Here is a 16,955-nt window from a genome sequence, read left to right as displayed (position 1 = left end):
GCCCACCCCCGGCGACTGGGAGATCGAACCGGCCCACTCCTCGATCGCGTTCACGGCACGGCACATCGGACTCGCGCGCGTCCACGGCCGGTTCAACACCTTCGCCGGCGCGATCCGGATAGCCGACCGCATGGAACAGTCCGCCATGCACGTGGTGATCGACGCCGCCTCCATCGACACCAACGTGAAGATGCGCGACGACCATCTGCGCTCGGCCGACTTCCTGGGCGTCGACCACTACCCGACGCTCGAGTTCTACAGCGACCGCTTCATCCACCGCGGCGGCACCCGCTGGGCCGTCACCGGCGCCCTCTCGCTGCACGGCGTGACCCGCACGGTCACCCTCGACACCGAATACCTGGGCATCGGCCAGGGCATGGAAGGCGAGACCCGCGCCGCCGTCCGCGCCACCACCGAACTGCACCGCGACGACTTCACGGTCAGCTGGCAGACCATGCTCGCCCGCGGCATCGCCGTGGTCGGCCCGAGCATCACCATCGACCTTGACGTCCAGATCATCCCCAAGTCCTGACCTCGAAGGCGCCCACAGCACCCCTCGCCGTGGGCGAGAATGGCCAGGTGAGCGACGTACGACATGTCCTGGTGCTGCCCGACCGGGACACCGCGGAAGAACTGGCCGAGGCACTGTCCGCCCGCTTCGGCGTCTCGGAGGAGCCTCAGCTCGTACGGGACGCCCTGGCCGGCGAGGACGACGCCGAGGACGCCCAGTGGCTGGTGGTCCTGGTCGACGCGGACGAGGCCCTGGACCCGGCCGAACTCGACGAGTTCGCGGCCGAGTTCGAGGGCTGGCGCGAAGACCCGTAAGCCAGATCTCAAGGGGCGGCGGGCGGAATGCCCGAGCCCGTCGCCGTGAACGCGAGCAGCAGCTCGCACGTCGCCTCGGGCGCCTCGAGCAGCGGCACGTGCCCGACCCCCGGCAGCAGCTCGATCCGCGTCCGCGGCACCACCTCGTACCGGCGGGCCGACGCCGGGTCCCACCGCGGATCGGCACCCCCGAAGAGCACGAGGACCCCCGCCGGCACCTGGAGCGCCGCGAGCCGCTCGGGCACGCTCCGCTCGGCGATGTACGCACCGTTCGCCCGCAGCACCTTCCTGAACGTGCGGTACGAGATGCCCTGCACCCCCGCGACCAGCTCGTCCGCCACCTCCACCGGACGGGCCGTCGTCGCCCGGATCCCCTTGCGGACCATGGCGTCCGACCGCAGCGTCCACAGCAGCGGACCGAACGGCGGGCCGAGCAGGGCGCGCAGCACGAACGGCTCGGGCAGCAGCGCGTCGAGCGCGGGACCGGTGCTGATCAGGGCGAGCGAGCCGACCAGATCGGGGCGCTGCTCGGCCAGCGCGGTGGCGACATAGCCCCCGCTCGAATGCCCGGCGACGGCGGCCTGCCGCAGCCCGAGCTCATCGAGCAGAGCCGCCACCCGGCCCGCTTGTACGGGCACCTCGTAGGACGCCGCGGCCGGCGACTTTCCACAGCCCGGCAGGTCGACCCGTACGACATGGTGCCGCTCGGCGAGCAGCGCGGTCATGGGACCCCACGAGGCGCCGGAAGCCCCCGAACCGTGGATGAGTACCAGGGGCGGCGCCCCGCGCGGGCCTGCCCGGATCACGTGCATCCCTTGCGGTAAGCGGGATTCATCAGCAGTCATACGGCGATGGTGCGCGCACGGGCCGGGGCCGGTCTTGTACGAATGTCCGCGCGGAGCAAGCCCAGCCCAGCCCCGCACCCGTAGCGGAGCAAGCCCAGCCCCGCGCCCGTACCGGACTGTCAGTGCCCCGTGGGATCCTTGTCCGCAATGGCCAGGAACGCTGCACAAGACAACCCGCTCGCCCCCGTCACCCTCGCCGTGGGCCAGGAGGACCTGCTGCTCGACCGTGCCGTACAGCAGGTCGTCGCCGCCGCCCGCGCCTCCGACGCCGATACGGATGTGCGCGACCTCACCCCCGACCAGCTCCAGCCGGGCACGCTCGCCGAGCTGACCAGCCCGTCGCTGTTCGCGGAGCGCAAGGTCGTGGTCGTGCGCAATGCCCAGGACCTGTCGGCGGACACGATCAAGGACGTGAAGGCCTACTTCGCGGCCCCGGCCGAGGAGATCACCCTCGTCCTGCTGCACGCGGGCGGAGCCAAGGGCAAGGGGCTGCTCGACGCGGCCCGCAAGGCCGGCGCCCGCGAGGTCGCCTGCCCGAAGATGACCAAGCCCGCGGACCGGCTCTCCTTCGTACGAGGTGAGTTCCGCGCCCTCGGCCGCTCGGCGACCCCCGAGGCCTGCCAGGCCCTGGTCGACTCCATCGGCAGCGATCTGCGGGAGCTCGCGAGCGCGGTGTCCCAGCTGGTCGCGGATGTCGAGGGCACCATCGACGAGGCGATCGTCGGGCGGTACTACACCGGCCGCGCGGAGGCCTCCAGCTTCACGGTCGCCGACCGCGCGGTGGAGGGCCGGGCGGCCGAGGCCCTGGAGGCCCTGCGCTGGTCCCTGTCCACGGGCGTCGCACCGGTCCTGATCACCAGCGCTCTGGCCCAGGGCGTACGGGCCATCGGCAAGCTCTCCTCGGCCCGCGGCGGGCGCCCCGCCGACCTGGCCAGGGAGCTGGGTATGCCGCCCTGGAAGATCGACCGCGTCCGCCAGCAGATGCGCGGCTGGACCCCGGACGGGGTGGCGATCGCGCTGCGCGCCGTCGCGGAGGCGGACGCCGGCGTCAAGGGCGGCGGCGACGACCCGGAGTACGCCCTGGAGAAGGCGGTCGTCACCGTCGCCCGGGCAGCCCGCGCCTCCCGGGGCCACTGAGCACCGCACACCAAAAAACCGAAGGCCCCGCCTCCTCGTCCTGGGGAGGACGAGGAGGCGGGGCCTTCAGTACAAGCTTTGCGCTCCGCACCCGCGTGGCGAACGCAGGCCGTGTGCGGAGCAGGTGTGCCGGTCAGGAGCGGATGAGAGGGCCCGCTTGGTCCGTTCCGGCGGTCAAATCAAGTGATCGTTCAGCCCTTGAGGGAGGCAACCTTCGAAGCAAGCGCCGACTTCTTGTTGGCGGCCTGGTTCTTGTGGATGACACCCTTGGAGACGGCCTTGTCCAGCTTGCGGGTGGCCTCGCGAAGAGCCGCAGTGGCCTTCTCGACGTCACCGGCGGCGGTCGCCTCACGGGTCTTGCGGATCGAGGTCTTGAGCGCGGACTTGACGGACTTGTTGCGCAGGCGCGCCTTCTCGTTCGTCTTGTTGCGCTTGATCTGGGACTTGATGTTCGCCACGAAAGAGCCTTTACAGGTTCGTCGTCCCCCGGACAGCCCGGAGAACCCGGGAAATCCTTGGGGACTGGTCTTTGATACCGAGTGCCTCGTTGCTGAGAGGGCAGTGAGACACAGCTGACCACGGTACCAGCCGTACTCCGACCGGCCCAAACCGGACCCTGTCTGCCGCGCATGGGACCATGGAGGCTACGTATCGATCCGACCCGAGGCCGCAGAACGCTGCGGACGTCTCAAGAATCAGGACCCTGCGTGCCCGCGACCCCTACGAATGTGCCCGAGCCGAGCCGTACCGACCCGGCGCTGCTCCGCAATTTCTGCATCATCGCGCACATCGACCACGGCAAGTCCACGCTCGCCGACCGCATGCTCCAGCTGACCGGAGTGGTCGAGCAGCGGCAGATGCGCGCTCAGTACCTCGACCGCATGGACATCGAGCGCGAGCGCGGCATCACCATCAAGTCCCAGGCGGTCCGGCTGCCCTGGGCGCCCAACGAGGGCCCCGATCAGGGCAGGACGCACATCCTGAACATGATCGACACCCCGGGCCACGTGGACTTCACGTATGAGGTGTCGCGTTCGCTCGCGGCCTGCGAGGGCACGGTCCTCCTGGTCGACGCCGCTCAGGGCATCGAGGCGCAGACCCTGGCGAACCTGTACCTGGCGATGGAGAACGAGCTCACCATCGTCCCGGTGCTCAACAAGATCGACCTGCCGGCCGCACAGCCCGAGAAGTTCGCCGAGGAGCTCGCGAACCTCATCGGCTGCGACCCGGACGACGTCCTGAAGGTCTCCGCCAAGACCGGCCTCGGCGTCGAGGCGCTGCTCGACCGCGTCGTGCGGGACGTCCCGGCCCCGGTCGGCGTCAAGGACGCCCCCGCCCGCGCGATGATCTTCGACTCGGTCTACGACTCGTACCGCGGCGTCGTGACGTATGTACGTGTGGTCGACGGCCAGCTCAACAAGCGCGAGCGCATCCGCATGATGTCGACCGGCGCCACCCACGAGCTGCTCGAGATCGGTGTCTCGTCCCCGGAGATGACCCCGGCCGACGGCATCGGCGTCGGCGAGGTCGGCTACATCATCACCGGTGTGAAGGACGTCCGTCAGTCCAAGGTCGGTGACACCATCACCTCCCTGCACAAGGGCGCCACCGAGCCGCTCGGCGGCTACAAGGACCCGAAGCCGATGGTGTTCTCGGGCCTGTATCCGCTGGACGGCTCCGAGTACCCCGACCTGCGCGAGGCCCTCGACAAGCTGCAGCTCAACGACGCCGCCCTGGTCTACGAGCCGGAGACCTCCGCGGCCCTCGGCTTCGGTTTCCGCGTCGGCTTCCTGGGCCTGCTCCACCTGGACGTGATCCGCGAGCGCCTGGAGCGCGAGTTCGGTCTCGACCTGATCGCCACCGCCCCCAACGTGGTCTACCGCGTGATCATGGAGGACGGCACCGAGCACACGGTCACCAACCCGAGCGAGTTCCCCGAGGGCAAGATCGACAAGGTCTTCGAGCCGGTCGTACGCGCCACGGTCCTCGCCCCGTCGGAGTTCATCGGCTCGATCATGGAGCTGTGCCAGAACCGCCGCGGCACCCTGCTCGGCATGGACTACCTCTCCGAGGACCGTGTGGAGATCCGCTACACGCTGCCCCTCGCGGAGATCGTCTTCGACTTCTTCGACCAGCTGAAGTCCAAGACCCGCGGCTACGCCTCGCTCGACTACGAGCCCACCGGCGAGCAGTCGGCCTCGCTCGTCAAGGTCGACATCCTGCTGCACGGCGACAAGGTCGACGCCTTCTCGGCCGTGACGCACAAGGACGCGGCGTACGCGTACGGCGTGCGGCTCGTGGCCAAGCTGCGCGAGCTCATCCCGCGGCAGGCCTTCGAGGTGCCCATCCAGGCCGCCATCGGTTCGCGGGTCATCGCCCGCGAGACCATCCGCGCCATCCGCAAGGACGTCCTCGCCAAGTGCTACGGCGGTGACATCTCCCGTAAGCGGAAGCTGCTCGAGAAGCAGAAGGAGGGCAAGAAGCGGATGAAGATGGTCGGCTCCGTCGAGGTGCCGCAGGAGGCCTTCATCGCGGTGCTCTCCAGCGACGAGGGTCCGAAGAAGAAGTAGTCCTGCCCGGCGCGTAACTCGCCCCGCAGAACGCGTTCTTGGGCCACATGGTCGAACGAAAGGCGCCCGTCCGTAAACCGGACGGGCGCCTTTTGCGTTGATGTGAGGATTGGAAGAATTCTGCGACATCCGAGTGAATGCCAAAAAAGCCGGGATTTAAGAGTTTCCGCAGGCAGGGGCGCCCCGTTACGAAGGGTGGCAGCGGCGTTCCGAGCGGCCAGCATTACGCTCGGACGGCACGACGGTCGTGACCGTGAAGGACGCCGCTTCGGAAAGGGATCCTGAAGTGAAGTACACGAAGGCTGCTGCGATCGTTGCCGGTTCCGTTATGGCTGTTGGTTTCGCCTCCCCGGCGATGGCTGACGACGCCCCGCGTGCGGCTGCGCCGGTGCCGGCGGACAAGCTCCTCGACACCAAGACGGTCAACGACTCCAGCGCCAGCCTGAAGGAGCTGCAGGAAGTCGCCGACGTCGACATCAACGGCACCATCGGCACCCTCACCGGTGTCGCCCGCGAAGCCCGTCTGGCTGTCGAGAACACCTCGGAGAACGCGACCGAGGCTGTCGAGAACGCCGACGTCGACGCGGCCGGCAAGGTCAACCAGGACGCCAAGGCCCGTGGCCTCGGCGCCATGCCGCACCTCGGCGGCCTGCCGATCGGCTAATTGCCCCACCTCACGCGTGCCGCACCTCCGAGCGGTGGCAACGTGAATTGAGCGGGCCCGGCGCATTTCCTGCGCCGGGCCCGCTTTTATTTTTTCGGGGCCCTTTTGTCGTTCCCCATTCGGACGCCTCGGCTCGCCCATCCGTATTAACTGTGTTACAGGGCGATAATTCGAGGTTATGTATGCCGGAGCCTGAAGGAGGTAATCCCCATGAACAAGAACGTAGTTGTGCGTGGCGCCGGCCTTGTGTGCGCCGCAGTCCTGATGCTCGGTGGTGCGGCTTCCGCCGCGTCCGCGTCCACCGTCGCCCCGGAGCCGGAGGTGGCCACGGCCGCAACGGCGGACGCGGCCCTCAACGCGCTGGTCCGCCTCGACCTCGCCGGCCTTGTCGACGCCCTCATCCCGTCGGTGGAGGTGGACGCCAGCGTCAACGCCGAGGCCGACGTGGACGCCGATGTCGACGCCACGGCGAAGTCCGAGACGTCCGCGAGCGTCAGCGTCAACTGACCCGTTCGCCCGGCACGGGCCCGCAGCGCACCAGCGCTGCGGGCCCGTTGCCGTTCTGTGAGGAACTGACAGCTCAAGGCCCCTTACGCGCCGGGCCCGGGCGCTCTACTCTGATCACTCGATAGTTACTCGCAAGTTAAACAACGCACACCACAGTACGCACCAGCAGCCACTCAGTCGCATCAGTCGCACGCACTGTCGCGGGCCCGGAGGATGTCGTGAGCGACACACAGAACTTGATCGAGAACCGACCGCCGTCCGTGGCGAACCTCTTCCTTGAGCGCGTGGCCAAGACTCCCGACGGAGAGGCCTACCGCTACCCGGTGCCCCCCGCCTCGGGGCAGGGCCCGGACGAATGGAAGTCGCTGAGCTGGGGCCAGGCCGCCGAGCGCGTCTACGCCGTCGCGGCCGGCCTGATCGAAATCGGCGTAGGGCCCGAGCAGCGCGTCGCGCTCGCGGCCAACACCCGGGTCGAATGGATCCTCGCCGACCTCGGCATCCTCTGCGCCGGGGCCGCCACGACCACGGTCTACGCCTCGACCAACGCCGAGGAAGCCGCGTATATCCTGAGCGACTCCGACAGCCGGGTGCTGATCGCCGAGGACGCCGAGCAGCTCGCGAAGGTGCGCGAGCGGCGCGGTGAGCTGCCGGATCTGAAGCATGTCGTGGTGATGCAGACCGCCGACGCGCAGGCCGCCGAGGGCGATCCGGAGGGCTGGGTGCTCTCCCTCGAGGACCTCGAGGCCCGCGGAGCGGCGTATCTGGAGAAGAATCCCGAGGTCGTGAAGGAGCGCGTCGCGGCGCTCACGAAGGACCAGCTCGCGACGCTGATCTACACCTCGGGTACCACCGGCAAGCCCAAGGGCGTCCGTCTGCCGCACGACAACTGGTCGTACATGGCGAAGGCCATCGCGCAGACCGGGCTCGTCGGTCCCGACGATGTGCAGTACCTGTGGCTGCCGCTCGCGCACGTCTTCGGCAAGGTGCTGACCAGCGGCCAGATCGAGGTCGGTCATGTCACCGCCGTGGACGGGCGGGTCGACAAGATCATCGAAAATCTGCCCGTCGTGCAGCCGACCTATATGGCCGCCGTGCCGCGGATCTTCGAGAAGGTCTACAACGGGGTCGCGGCCAAGGCGCGGGCCGGCGGTGGCGCCAAGTACAAGATCTTCCAGTGGGCGGCGGGTGTCGCGCGCGAGTACGCCAAGGTCACGCAGGACAACTTCCGTCGTACGGGGAAGTCCTCCGCGCCGTTCGGGCTCAGTGCCAAGCACAAGGTCGCCGACGCGCTGGTGTACTCCAAGCTGCGTGAGGCCTTCGGCGGGCGGCTCCGTGCCTGTGTCTCCGGGTCGGCCGCGCTCGCGCCCGAGATCGGGTTCTTCTTCTCCGGCGCCGGGGTGCACATTCTGGAGGGCTACGGCCTGACGGAGTCGAGCGCCGCGTCCTTCGTCAACCCCGGTGAGGCGTACCGCACCGGCACGGTCGGCAAGCCGCTGCCCGGCACCGAGGTGCGGATCGCGGACGACGGCGAGATCCTGCTGCGCGGCCCGGGCATCATGCAGGGCTACCACGGGCTGCCCGAGAAGACCGCCGAAGTCCTGGAGTCGGACGGCTGGTTCCACACCGGGGACATCGGTGAGCTCTCGGCCGACGGGTATCTGCGGATCACCGACCGCAAGAAGGACCTCATCAAGACGTCCGGCGGCAAGTACATCGCGCCGTCCGAGGTCGAGGGACAGTTCAAGGCCGTCTGCCCGTACGTCTCGAACATCCTGGTCATCGGCGCCGACCGCAACTACTGCACCGCGCTGATCGCCCTCGACGAGCCGTCCATCGTCAACTGGGCCAAGGAGGAAGGACTTTCCTCCACCTCGTACGAGGCCGTCCTGGCCGACCCGAAGACGACCGCGCTCATCGACGGTTACGTCAAGCAGCTCAACCAGGGGCTGCAGCGCTGGCAGACCATCAAGCAGTTCCGGATCCTGCCGCGTGATCTCGACGTCGAGCACGGCGAGCTGACGCCGAGCCTCAAGCTCAAGCGTCCGGTCGTGGAGCGGGAGTTCAAGGCGCTCGTCGACGAGATGTACGCGGGATCGCGCGAGGCGTAAGGACCCAGAACCCCCTGCGGGACCGTGGGCGCGGGCGGAGCCGGATCACTGGCTCCGCCCGCGTCGCATGAGGGTCAGCACTTCCTCCATACGGGCCAGCTCGCCGCGTGCTTCCGCGAGTTGGGGTGCATCCGTACCGGTCAGCCGGGACTCGAGCCGGGCGAGCAGCTCGGACAGCTCGGCGAACTGGGCCTGTTCGCGGGCGAGCGCCCGCTGCAGCTGCACATTCTTGCGGTGCAGGTCGAGGAAGACCGTCACCTTCGCCCGCAGCACCCATGGGTCGAAGGGCTTGGTGAGATAGTCCGCCGCGCCCGTCGCGTACCCCCTGAAGGCATAGCCCGTATCGGCGTCCGTGCCCGTGAGGAAGATGATCGGGATGTCCTTGGTCTGATCGAGGCGTTTGATGTTCGCGGCGGTCTCGAAGCCGTCCATGCCGGGCATCCGGACATCGAGCAGGACCACGGCGAAGGGCTGCCGCAGCAGCGCCTTCATCGCTTCCTCGCCCGAACGCGCCCGGATCAGCGGTTCGTTGAGTGACCCCAGGACGGCTTCGAGCGCGGTCAGGTTGTCCTCCATGTCGTCGACAAGGAGGATGCTTGCCCGGTCGTCTGTCGAAACCTCAGTGCTCATGGTGGTAATGCCTATTCAGTCTCAGGCGGGGCGACGCGCTCCTGCCCTGACCCGCTCGCCTGCCCCTGTTCGATTGCTGCCTGGCTGTGCTGCTTCGTCCCGGTGCCGTCAGCGCCGTCGGTGCCCTCTGGGTCCAGGAGGGAACACATCACCGACAGCAGTTTGTCCACGTCCACTGGCTTGGGAACATAGTCGTTCGCGCCGCCCGCGATGGCCTTTTCCCGGTCTCCGGGCATCGCCTTGGCGGTGAGCGCCACGATGGGCAGATCGGCCCAGCGCGGTGTGCGGCGGATGACCTCGATCGTCTCGTAACCGTCCATCTCCGGCATCATGATGTCCATCAGGACCACCTCGACATCGGGGTTCCGGTCGAGGATCTCGATGCCCTCACGGCCGTTCTCCGCGTACAGGACCGGCATACCGACCCGGCCGAGTACGTGGGTGAGCGCGAAGACGTTGCGGATGTCGTCGTCGACGATGAGGACGCGGTGGCCCTGGAGGACCTGACCGGCCCGGCCGTTGCGCCATTCCTCCAGCTTGGTGGTGGCCGGCCAGTTGTCGTCCTGGTCGTGGACCGTCACCGGGTCCTCGGCCGACTGCTGTTCGGGCAGCTTCAGCGAACGAAGGCCGTGGGCCAGTTCGCCGTCCTCCATCTGGGGGTCCGGCACCGGACCGTGTCCGGAGTGCGCCACGGGAACGTACAGCGTGAAGGTGGAGCCCTTGCCGGGCTCGCTCTGCGCGACGATCCGGCCGCCGAGCAGTCCGGCGATCTCCCGGCTGATGGAGAGGCCGAGGCCGGTGCCGCCGTACTTGCGGTTGGTGGTGCCGTCGGCCTGCTGGAACGCCTCGAAGATCACGGGGAGTTTGTCGGCGGAGATCCCGATCCCCGTGTCGGTGACGGCGAAGGCGAGTAGTTCCTCGCCCTCCTTGAAGAAGGTCAGATTCTTGCTTTCGACATTGCCCACGCGGTTGACGCGCAGCTCGACGCGGCCGCTCCCGGTGAACTTGACCGCGTTGGAGAGCAGGTTGCGCAGGATCTGCTGGAGGCGCTGCTCGTCCGAGTAGATCTCGCGCGGTACGTCCTCGCCGACCGCGACCTCGAAGGCGAGGCCCCGGTCGAGGGTGAGGGGGCGGAACGTGGCGTGGACGTAGTCGAGCAGCTTGATCAGCGGGAGCTTCTTGGGGCGTACGTCCATCCGGCCCGCCTCGATCTTCGACAGGTCGAGGATGTCGTTGATCAGCTGGAGCAGATCGGTGCCCGAGCGGTGGATGGTCGTGGCGAACTGGACCTCCTGGTCGTTGAGCCGGCCCTCCGGGTTGTCGGCGAGCAGACGGGCCAGGATGAGCAGGGAGTTCAGCGGGGTGCGCAGCTCGTGCGACATGTTCGCCAGGAACTCCGACTTGTACTGGGACGAGGTGGCGAGCAGGGCCGCCTTCTCCTCCAGCTCGGCGTTCGAGCGCTGCAACTCGGCCTGCTGGCGCTGGAGTTCGTTCGAGCGCTCCTGGAGCTGGAGTGCGAGGCGCTGGGATTCGCCGAGCAGGGATTCCGTACGGGAGTTGGCGATGATGGTGTTGATCGCGACGCCGATGGTGTTCACGAACTGGTCGAAGAACGCCAGGTGGACATCCGAGAAGCGGGAGAACGAGGCCAGCTCGATGACGCCGAGCAGCCGGTCCTCGAAGATGATCGGGATGATCACGACGCTGCTGGGTGCCGCGTCGCCGAGCCCCGAGTTGATCTTGATGTAGTCCGGCGGTGCCTCCTCGACGAGGATCCGCTTCTTCTCCAGGGCGGCCTGGCGCACGAGCCCGTGCACCGGCATCCCGCCCACTTCGATGACGGAGCCCTGAGCGGAGCCGTATCCGCCGATGAAGGCAAGTCCCTTGGACGGTGCGGGAGTGCGCAGCCCCGTGCCCTCGGCTTCGGAGTCGGCCAGGAAGAACGCGCCGTACTGCGCGTTCACCAGCGGGGTCAGCTCGCGCAGGATCAGGTCGGCGACCTCCATCAGGTCGCGGTGGCCCTGCATCAGGGCCGCGAGACGGGCCAGGTTGGACTCCAGCCAGTCCTTGGCGCGGGTGGTCTCGCGGAGGTTGGACACCATCAGGTTGATGTTGTCCTTGAGCTCGGCGACCTCGCCCTGGGTCTCGACGGTGATGGAGCGGGACATGTCGCCCTGGGCGACCGCGGAGGCCACGTCGGCGATCGCGCGGACCTGGGTGGTGAGGTTGAGCGCCAGCTCGTTCACACTCGTGGTCAGGCGCTTCCACGTGCCGTACACGCCCTCGACCCGTGCCTGGCCGCCGAGTTGGCCCTCGGAGCCCACCTCGCGGGCCACTCGGGTGACCTCGGAGGAGAAGGACGACAGCGTGTCGACCATGGTGTTGATGGTGGTCTTGAGCTCCAGGATCTCGCCGCGCGCGTCCACGTCGATCTTCTTGGACAGGTCGCCCTGGGCCACCGCGGTGGCGACCTGGGCGATGTTGCGGACCTGTGAAGTGAGGTTGTCCGCCATGTAGTTGACGTTGTCCGTGAGGTCCTTCCAGACCCCGGATACGCCGAGCACCTGGGCGCGTCCGCCGAGCCGGCCGTCCGTGCCGACCTCGCGGGCGACGCGGGTGACCTCGTCGGCGAAGGCCCGCAGTTGCTGCACCATCGTGTTGACGGTGTCCTTGAGCTCCAGGATCTCGCCGCGCGCGTCCACCGTGATCTTCTTGGACAGGTCGCCGTTGGCCACGGCGGTGGTGACCTGGGCGATGTTGCGGACCTGTGAGGTCAGGTTGGTCGCCATGAAGTTGACGTTGTCGGTCAGCTCCTTCCAGACGCCCGATACGCCGCGGACCTGGGCCTGGCCGCCGAGGTTGCCCTCGGTGCCGACCTCGCGGGCCACGCGGGTCACCTCGCCCGCGAAGGCGGAGAGCTGGTCGACCATGGTGTTGAAGGTGGTCTTGAGCTCAAGGATCTCGCCCTTGGCCTCGACCGTGATCTTCTTCGTCAGGTCGCCCTGCGCGACGGCCGTCGAGACGAGCGCGATGTTGCGGACCTGCGAGGTCAGGTTGTCCGCCATGAAGTTGACGTTCTCGGTGAGGTCCTTCCAGACGCCCGATACGCCGCGGACCTGGGCGCGGCCGCCCAGCTTGCCCTCGGTGCCGACCTCGCGGGCCACGCGGGTGACCTCGTCGGCGAAGGCGGAGAGCTGGTCGACCATCGTGTTGACGGTGGACTTCAGCTCCAGGATCTCGCCCCGGGCGTCGACGGTGATCTTCTGGCTCAGATCCCCGTACGCCACCGCCGTCGTCACCTGGGCGATGTTCCGTACCTGAGAAGTCAGGTTGGACGCCATGAAGTTGACGTTGTCCGTGAGGTCCTTCCAGACCCCGCTCGCGCCACGGACCTGGGCGCGGCCGCCCAGCTGGCCTTCCGTACCCACTTCGCGGGCCACGCGGGTGACCTCGTCGGCGAAGGCGGAGAGCTGGTCGACCATCGTGTTCACGGTGAGCTTCAGCTCGAGCAGCTCGCCGGTGGCCTCGACCGTGACCGTACGGGTCAGGTCACCGCTCGCCACCGCCGTGGTCACCGCGGCGATGTCGCGGACCTGGGCGGTGAGCCGGGACGCCATCGTGTTGACGGCCTCCGTCACCTGGCGCCAACTGCCGGAGAGTCCCTGCACTTTGGCGCGTCCGCCGAGGCGTCCCTCGGTGCCCACCTCGCGGGCGACCCGGGTCACCTCGCCCGTGAAGAGGGACAGCTGGTCGACCATCTTGTTGACGGCGCGGCCCAGATGGCGCAGATCGCCGCGTAACTGCCGGCTGCCGTCGTGCAGATCGACGCGCTGGGTCAGATCGCCGCCGGCCACCGCGTCGAGCACACGGGTGGCGTTGGCGGCGGGGGCGACCAAGGCGTCCACCACGATGTTCGCGTCCGCGACGGTGGTGGACCAGGAACCCTGGCCCGGTGAGGCCGCGACCCGTTCGTCGAGTCTTCCGTGGCGGACGATCTCCCTGCGCAATCTGGCCAGCTCGGAGGCCAGATGCTGGTTGCGGTCGGCGATCTGGTTGAAGACCGCGGCGAGTTCGGCCGAGACACCGGTCGAGCCCTCGGGTGCCCGCACCCGGAAGTCGCCATCGCGTAGCGAGGTCATCGCGGCGAGGAGCGTCTGAAAATCTTCTGCTCGGACTTGACCGTTTCCGAGCACGGAAACTGCGAGGTTGTCACTCATGGCGGCCCACTTCAGTAACTCGGCGCTTATGGGCGGAGTCAGTCTGTCACTCTGTCCCTGTCGCCGGAGAGGCATTTCCCTGAACTGCCCTGGAGCCGCACAGTGGGGTCCATTCCAATGCAGCGGGAGAACGTATTCCGCCCAGTCACCTCAGCCGCCCATGCTCCGCTGAGGCCTGCGGATGGCGCCCATGCCAGTACCTCGCTGCCGGGCAACCCCCTGGCGCCGGCCGCCGCGCGCCGCTTCGTCCGCGCGGCCTTCGCCGACTGGACCGAGGCCGGCATCCCCGTGTCGGCCTGTCTGACCGAGCGGCTCGCCGACGACGCCGTCGTCCTCGTCAGCGAACTCGTCACCAACGCCGTCGTCCACGCGGGCACGCATGTCGAGGTCGTCTGCCGGATGGAGGCGGTCCTGGCCGCCGACGGAGATCTGGACGAGGGCGCGGCCGTGGTCATCGAGGTGTGCGACCACCACCCCGGCCGGGCCGTCCACGGAGAGACCGGCGGCCAGCCGCAGGGCGGCCTCGCCGAGTACGGCCGCGGGCTGCAACTCGTCGCCTGCCTCTCCGAGTCCTGGGGCATCACGTACCGCCCCGGCAACAAGACCGTCTGGGCGCGCCTGCCCGTGGACGGCGTGGACGCGGCCCAGCAGATCGAGGCGTACGCGGGGGAGCAGGCACTGCAGCGCGGGCTGCGCGTCGCCGACATCCTCTCGCCGGGCCCCAAGAAGTCCCGCGAACAAGGCGATTGGGGCAATCGCGGGGCGCTCGCCTTCCTCGCCGAGGCCTCCGATCTGCTCGCAGGACAGCTCGACGAGGAGATGGTGGCGGCCCTGGCCGGGCAGCTCCTCGTGCCCCGGCTCGCCGACTGGTGCGCGGTCTGGCTCAACGACGAGGCCGACCGGCACGGCCGCGGCACCGGGCCCACCGCGCCCCGGCTCGCCCGCGTCTGGCACCACAGCGAATCCCGGATCGAGGAACTGCGCCGCGTACTGGAGAAGGACCTCCCGGTCATCCCGGGCCCGCTGCACGGCGGCCCCGTCCCGGTGCCGTGGCCCTTCGAAGGCATCGGCGACACCTCCGGTACGGCGCTCGCGTACCGCCTGGTCGCCGGCGGCCGCGCGCTCGGCACGCTGCTGCTCGGGCGGACCGGGCTGATGCGCTTCCCCGACGAAGTCACCGGACTCCTCGAGGACTTCAGCCGCAGGGTGGCCCTGGCGATCGGCGCGGCCCGCCAGTACTCGCGCCAGGCCACCATCAGCCGGGTCCTGCAGCGCGGGCTGCTGCCCAGCTCGATGGCCGAAGTGCCGGGCGTGGAGAGCGCCCTGGTGTACGAGCCGCGGGACAACGGGCTCGCGGGCGGCGACTTCTACGACATCTTCCCGGCGGGCGACGGCCGTTGGTGCTTCGCCCTCGGCGATGTCTGCGGAAACGGTCCGGAGGCCGCCGTCGTCACCGGGCTCGCCCGCCCCTGGCTGCGGCTGCTCGCCCGCGAGGGCTACCAGGTCTCCGACGTGCTCGACCGCCTCAACCGGCTGCTGCTCGACGACGCGATGGAGGCGGCGGACTCGGCGGCGCGTGCGGTCGCGGCGGCGGGCATGGGCGACCTGTCCGGTGACGGCTCTCCCACGCGCTTCCTGTCCCTTCTGTACGGGGAGCTCGAACCCTCTCCGGAAGGGGTGCGCTGCACTCTCGCGTGCGCCGGACACCCGCTGCCGCTGCTGCTCAGCCCGGACGGCGAGGTGCGGCCGGCCGCCGGGCCGCAGGTGCTCCTCGGGGTGCTCGACGAGCCGGAGTACTCGAGCGAGTCGTTCGTCCTGGGCTCGGGCGAGACGCTCCTGTGCGTGACGGACGGGGTCACGGAGCGGCGCTCGGGGCTGCGGATGCTGGACGACGGGGACGGGCTGGCCAACGCGCTCGCCGAGTGCGGTGGGCTGTCTGCGGCGATGGTGGCGGAGCGGATCCGGCGCCTGGTGCATGACTTCGCGCAGACGCCGGTGGATGACGATCTGGCGGTGCTGGTGTTGCAGGCTCGGTGAGGGCGGGGGCCGGCCGGCTTGTGGGCCGGCCGGCTTGTGGGCCGGTCGGATCGTGAGCCGGTCGGATCGTGAGCCGGTCGGATCGTGAGCCGGCCGGCTCGTGGGGCCGTGGGCTTTCGGCGTCCGGGACAATAGGGGTATGCCTTCTGCTCTTCCCGACGGGGAACCCGTGCCCGACGACGGGGCGCTGCCCGCCTCCGCGCTCGCCGGGAGCGCCGCGCGGCCCCTCGGGTTCTACGTCCACGTGCCGTACTGCGCCACCCGCTGCGGCTACTGCGACTTCAACACGTACACCGCCGGTGAGCTGCGCGGATCCGGTGGCGTGCTCGCCTCGCGCGACAACTACGCCGACACCCTGATCGACGAGATCCGGCTCGCGCGCAAGGTGCTCGGGGACGACCCGCGGGCCGTCGAGACCGTCTTCGTCGGAGGCGGTACGCCGACGCTGCTGCCCGCCGCCGATCTCGTACGGATCCTCGGCGCGATCCGTGACGAGTTCGGGCTCGCGGACGGGGCCGAGGTCACCACCGAGGCCAATCCGGACTCGGTCGACCCCGCGTATCTGGCCGCGCTGCGGGCCGGCGGCTACAACCGGGTCTCCTTCGGCATGCAGAGCGCCCGGCAGCACGTGCTGCAGATCCTCGACCGTACGCATACGCCCGGTCGTCCCGAGGCGTGCGTCGCCGAGGCGCGGGCCGAGGGCTTCGAGCACGTCAACCTCGACCTGATCTACGGCACGCCGGGGGAGAGCGACGACGACTGGCGCGCGTCCCTGGACGCCGTGCTCGGTGCGGGTCCCGACCACGTCTCCGCGTACGCCCTGATCGTCGAGGAAGGGACCCAGCTGGCCCGGCGGATCCGCCGGGGCGAGATCCCGATGACGGACGACGACGTCCACGCGGACCGCTATCTGATGGCGGACTCCGTGCTCTCGTCCGCGGGCTTCCACTGGTACGAGGTCTCCAACTGGGCCACGTCCCAGGCGGCGCGCTGTCTGCACAACGAGCTGTACTGGCGGGGCGCGGACTGGTGGGGTGCGGGGCCCGGCGCCCACTCCCACGTGGGCGGGGTGCGCTGGTGGAACGTGAAGCACCCCGGTGCGTACGCGTCCCGGCTCGCGGCCGGTTCGTCGCCCGGGGCCGGGCGTGAGCTGCTCTCGGCGGAGGACCGGCGGGTCGAGCGGGTGCTGCTCGAGCTGCGGCTTCTCGAGGGGTGCCCCCTCTCCTTGCTCAAGCCGGCCGGCCTCGCGGCTTCCCGCCGTGCTCTGGAGGACGGGCTGCTCGATCCCGTCCCCTACGAGGAGGGGCGGGCCGTACTGACCCTGCGGGGGCGGCTGTTGGCGGATGCGGTGGTGCGGGACCTGGTGGACTGAGGCGGGCTGATTCGGGCGGGGCTCCGCCCCAGGCCCCCGCATC

13 protein-coding genes are annotated in these 16,955 nt (G+C 69.2%); 9 read left to right on the top strand and 4 right to left on the bottom strand.

Going from position 1 to position 16,955, the window contains the following annotated elements:
* The coding region (locus G6045_RS19050; protein ID WP_165333197.1) for a YceI family protein at positions 1 to 532 on the top strand (532 nt) is incomplete at its 5' end.
* 47 nt (positions 533 to 579) lie between these two features.
* Positions 580 to 825 carry a hypothetical protein gene (locus G6045_RS19045; protein WP_165333196.1) on the top strand — a complete coding sequence of 82 codons (246 nt, stop codon included), beginning with the start codon at positions 580 to 582 and terminating at the stop codon, positions 823 to 825.
* An 8-nt stretch (positions 826 to 833) separates the two neighbouring features.
* On the opposite strand, the gene G6045_RS19040 is transcribed toward G6045_RS19045, so the two are convergent.
* Positions 834 to 1,670 carry an alpha/beta fold hydrolase gene (locus tag G6045_RS19040; protein WP_165333195.1) on the bottom strand — a complete coding sequence of 279 codons (837 nt, stop codon included), beginning with the start codon at positions 1,668 to 1,670 and terminating at the stop codon, positions 834 to 836.
* A 147-nt stretch (positions 1,671 to 1,817) separates the two neighbouring features.
* On the opposite strand from G6045_RS19040, the gene holA reads away from it, so the two are divergent.
* The gene (gene holA / locus G6045_RS19035; protein WP_165333194.1) at positions 1,818 to 2,807 is read left to right on the top strand and encodes a DNA polymerase III subunit delta; all 990 of its coding nucleotides are present in this window, start codon (positions 1,818 to 1,820) and stop codon (positions 2,805 to 2,807) included.
* Positions 2,808 to 2,998: 191 nt separating this feature from the next.
* Here the strand turns inward: holA and rpsT are convergent, their stop codons facing one another.
* A complete protein-coding gene (gene rpsT, locus G6045_RS19030; protein ID WP_093613037.1) occupies positions 2,999 to 3,265 on the bottom strand; it encodes a 30S ribosomal protein S20 in 267 nt (88 codons plus the stop codon).
* Between the two features lie 249 nt (positions 3,266 to 3,514).
* Here rpsT and lepA point away from each other — a divergent pair, with 249 nt between their 5' ends.
* From lepA to G6045_RS19010, 4 genes are all read left to right on the top strand, one after another.
* Positions 3,515 to 5,377, top strand: coding sequence for a translation elongation factor 4 (gene lepA, locus G6045_RS19025; RefSeq protein WP_165333193.1), 1,863 nt, complete (start codon positions 3,515 to 3,517; stop codon positions 5,375 to 5,377).
* 253 nt (positions 5,378 to 5,630) lie between these two features.
* Positions 5,631 to 6,041 carry a hypothetical protein gene (locus G6045_RS19020; protein ID WP_165333192.1) on the top strand — a complete coding sequence of 137 codons (411 nt, stop codon included), beginning with the start codon at positions 5,631 to 5,633 and terminating at the stop codon, positions 6,039 to 6,041.
* 210 nt (positions 6,042 to 6,251) lie between these two features.
* Complete coding sequence (locus G6045_RS19015; protein ID WP_165333191.1) at positions 6,252 to 6,548, top strand: hypothetical protein; 297 nt, start codon at positions 6,252 to 6,254, stop codon at positions 6,546 to 6,548.
* Between the two features lie 218 nt (positions 6,549 to 6,766).
* A complete protein-coding gene (locus G6045_RS19010; protein WP_165333190.1) occupies positions 6,767 to 8,656 on the top strand; it encodes an AMP-dependent synthetase/ligase in 1,890 nt (629 codons plus the stop codon).
* A 45-nt stretch (positions 8,657 to 8,701) separates the two neighbouring features.
* Here G6045_RS19010 and G6045_RS19005 read toward each other — a convergent pair whose 3' ends face one another.
* A complete protein-coding gene (locus G6045_RS19005; RefSeq protein WP_165333189.1) occupies positions 8,702 to 9,286 on the bottom strand; it encodes a response regulator in 585 nt (194 codons plus the stop codon).
* 11 nt (positions 9,287 to 9,297) lie between these two features.
* On the bottom strand, positions 9,298 to 13,425 hold the full coding sequence (locus G6045_RS19000; protein ID WP_165333188.1) for a HAMP domain-containing protein: 4,128 nt from the start codon (positions 13,423 to 13,425) through the stop codon (positions 9,298 to 9,300).
* A 195-nt stretch (positions 13,426 to 13,620) separates the two neighbouring features.
* Here G6045_RS19000 and G6045_RS18995 point away from each other — a divergent pair, with 195 nt between their 5' ends.
* Both G6045_RS18995 and hemW read left to right on the top strand, forming a co-directional pair.
* A complete protein-coding gene (locus G6045_RS18995; RefSeq protein ID WP_165333187.1) occupies positions 13,621 to 15,540 on the top strand; it encodes a SpoIIE family protein phosphatase in 1,920 nt (639 codons plus the stop codon).
* A 139-nt stretch (positions 15,541 to 15,679) separates the two neighbouring features.
* Positions 15,680 to 16,912 (top strand): radical SAM family heme chaperone HemW, encoded by a 1,233-nt coding sequence (gene hemW / locus G6045_RS18990; RefSeq protein WP_165333186.1) that lies wholly within the window; start codon positions 15,680 to 15,682, stop codon positions 16,910 to 16,912.
* Positions 16,913 to 16,955: the final 43 nt, after the last annotated feature.

Source organism: Streptomyces mesophilus (assembly GCF_011044995.1).
Lineage (GTDB): Bacteria > Actinomycetota > Actinomycetes > Streptomycetales > Streptomycetaceae > Streptomyces > Streptomyces mesophilus.
This window is presented reverse-complemented; position numbering and strand designations above follow the sequence as displayed.

Coding starts and splice junctions, on each gene's coding strand:
- G6045_RS19040 (WP_165333195.1), bottom strand. CDS start 1,670: ATGACTGCTGATGAATCCCGCTTACCGCAAGGGATGCACGTGATCCGG.
- holA (WP_165333194.1), top strand. CDS start 1,818: ATGGCCAGGAACGCTGCACAAGACAACCCGCTCGCCCCCGTCACCCTC.
- G6045_RS19015 (WP_165333191.1), top strand. CDS start 6,252: ATGAACAAGAACGTAGTTGTGCGTGGCGCCGGCCTTGTGTGCGCCGCA.
- G6045_RS19005 (WP_165333189.1), bottom strand. CDS start 9,286: ATGAGCACTGAGGTTTCGACAGACGACCGGGCAAGCATCCTCCTTGTC.
- G6045_RS19000 (WP_165333188.1), bottom strand. CDS start 13,425: ATGACCTCGCTACGCGATGGCGACTTCCGGGTGCGGGCACCCGAGGGC.
- G6045_RS18995 (WP_165333187.1), top strand. CDS start 13,621: ATGCAGCGGGAGAACGTATTCCGCCCAGTCACCTCAGCCGCCCATGCT.
- hemW (WP_165333186.1), top strand. CDS start 15,680: ATGCCTTCTGCTCTTCCCGACGGGGAACCCGTGCCCGACGACGGGGCG.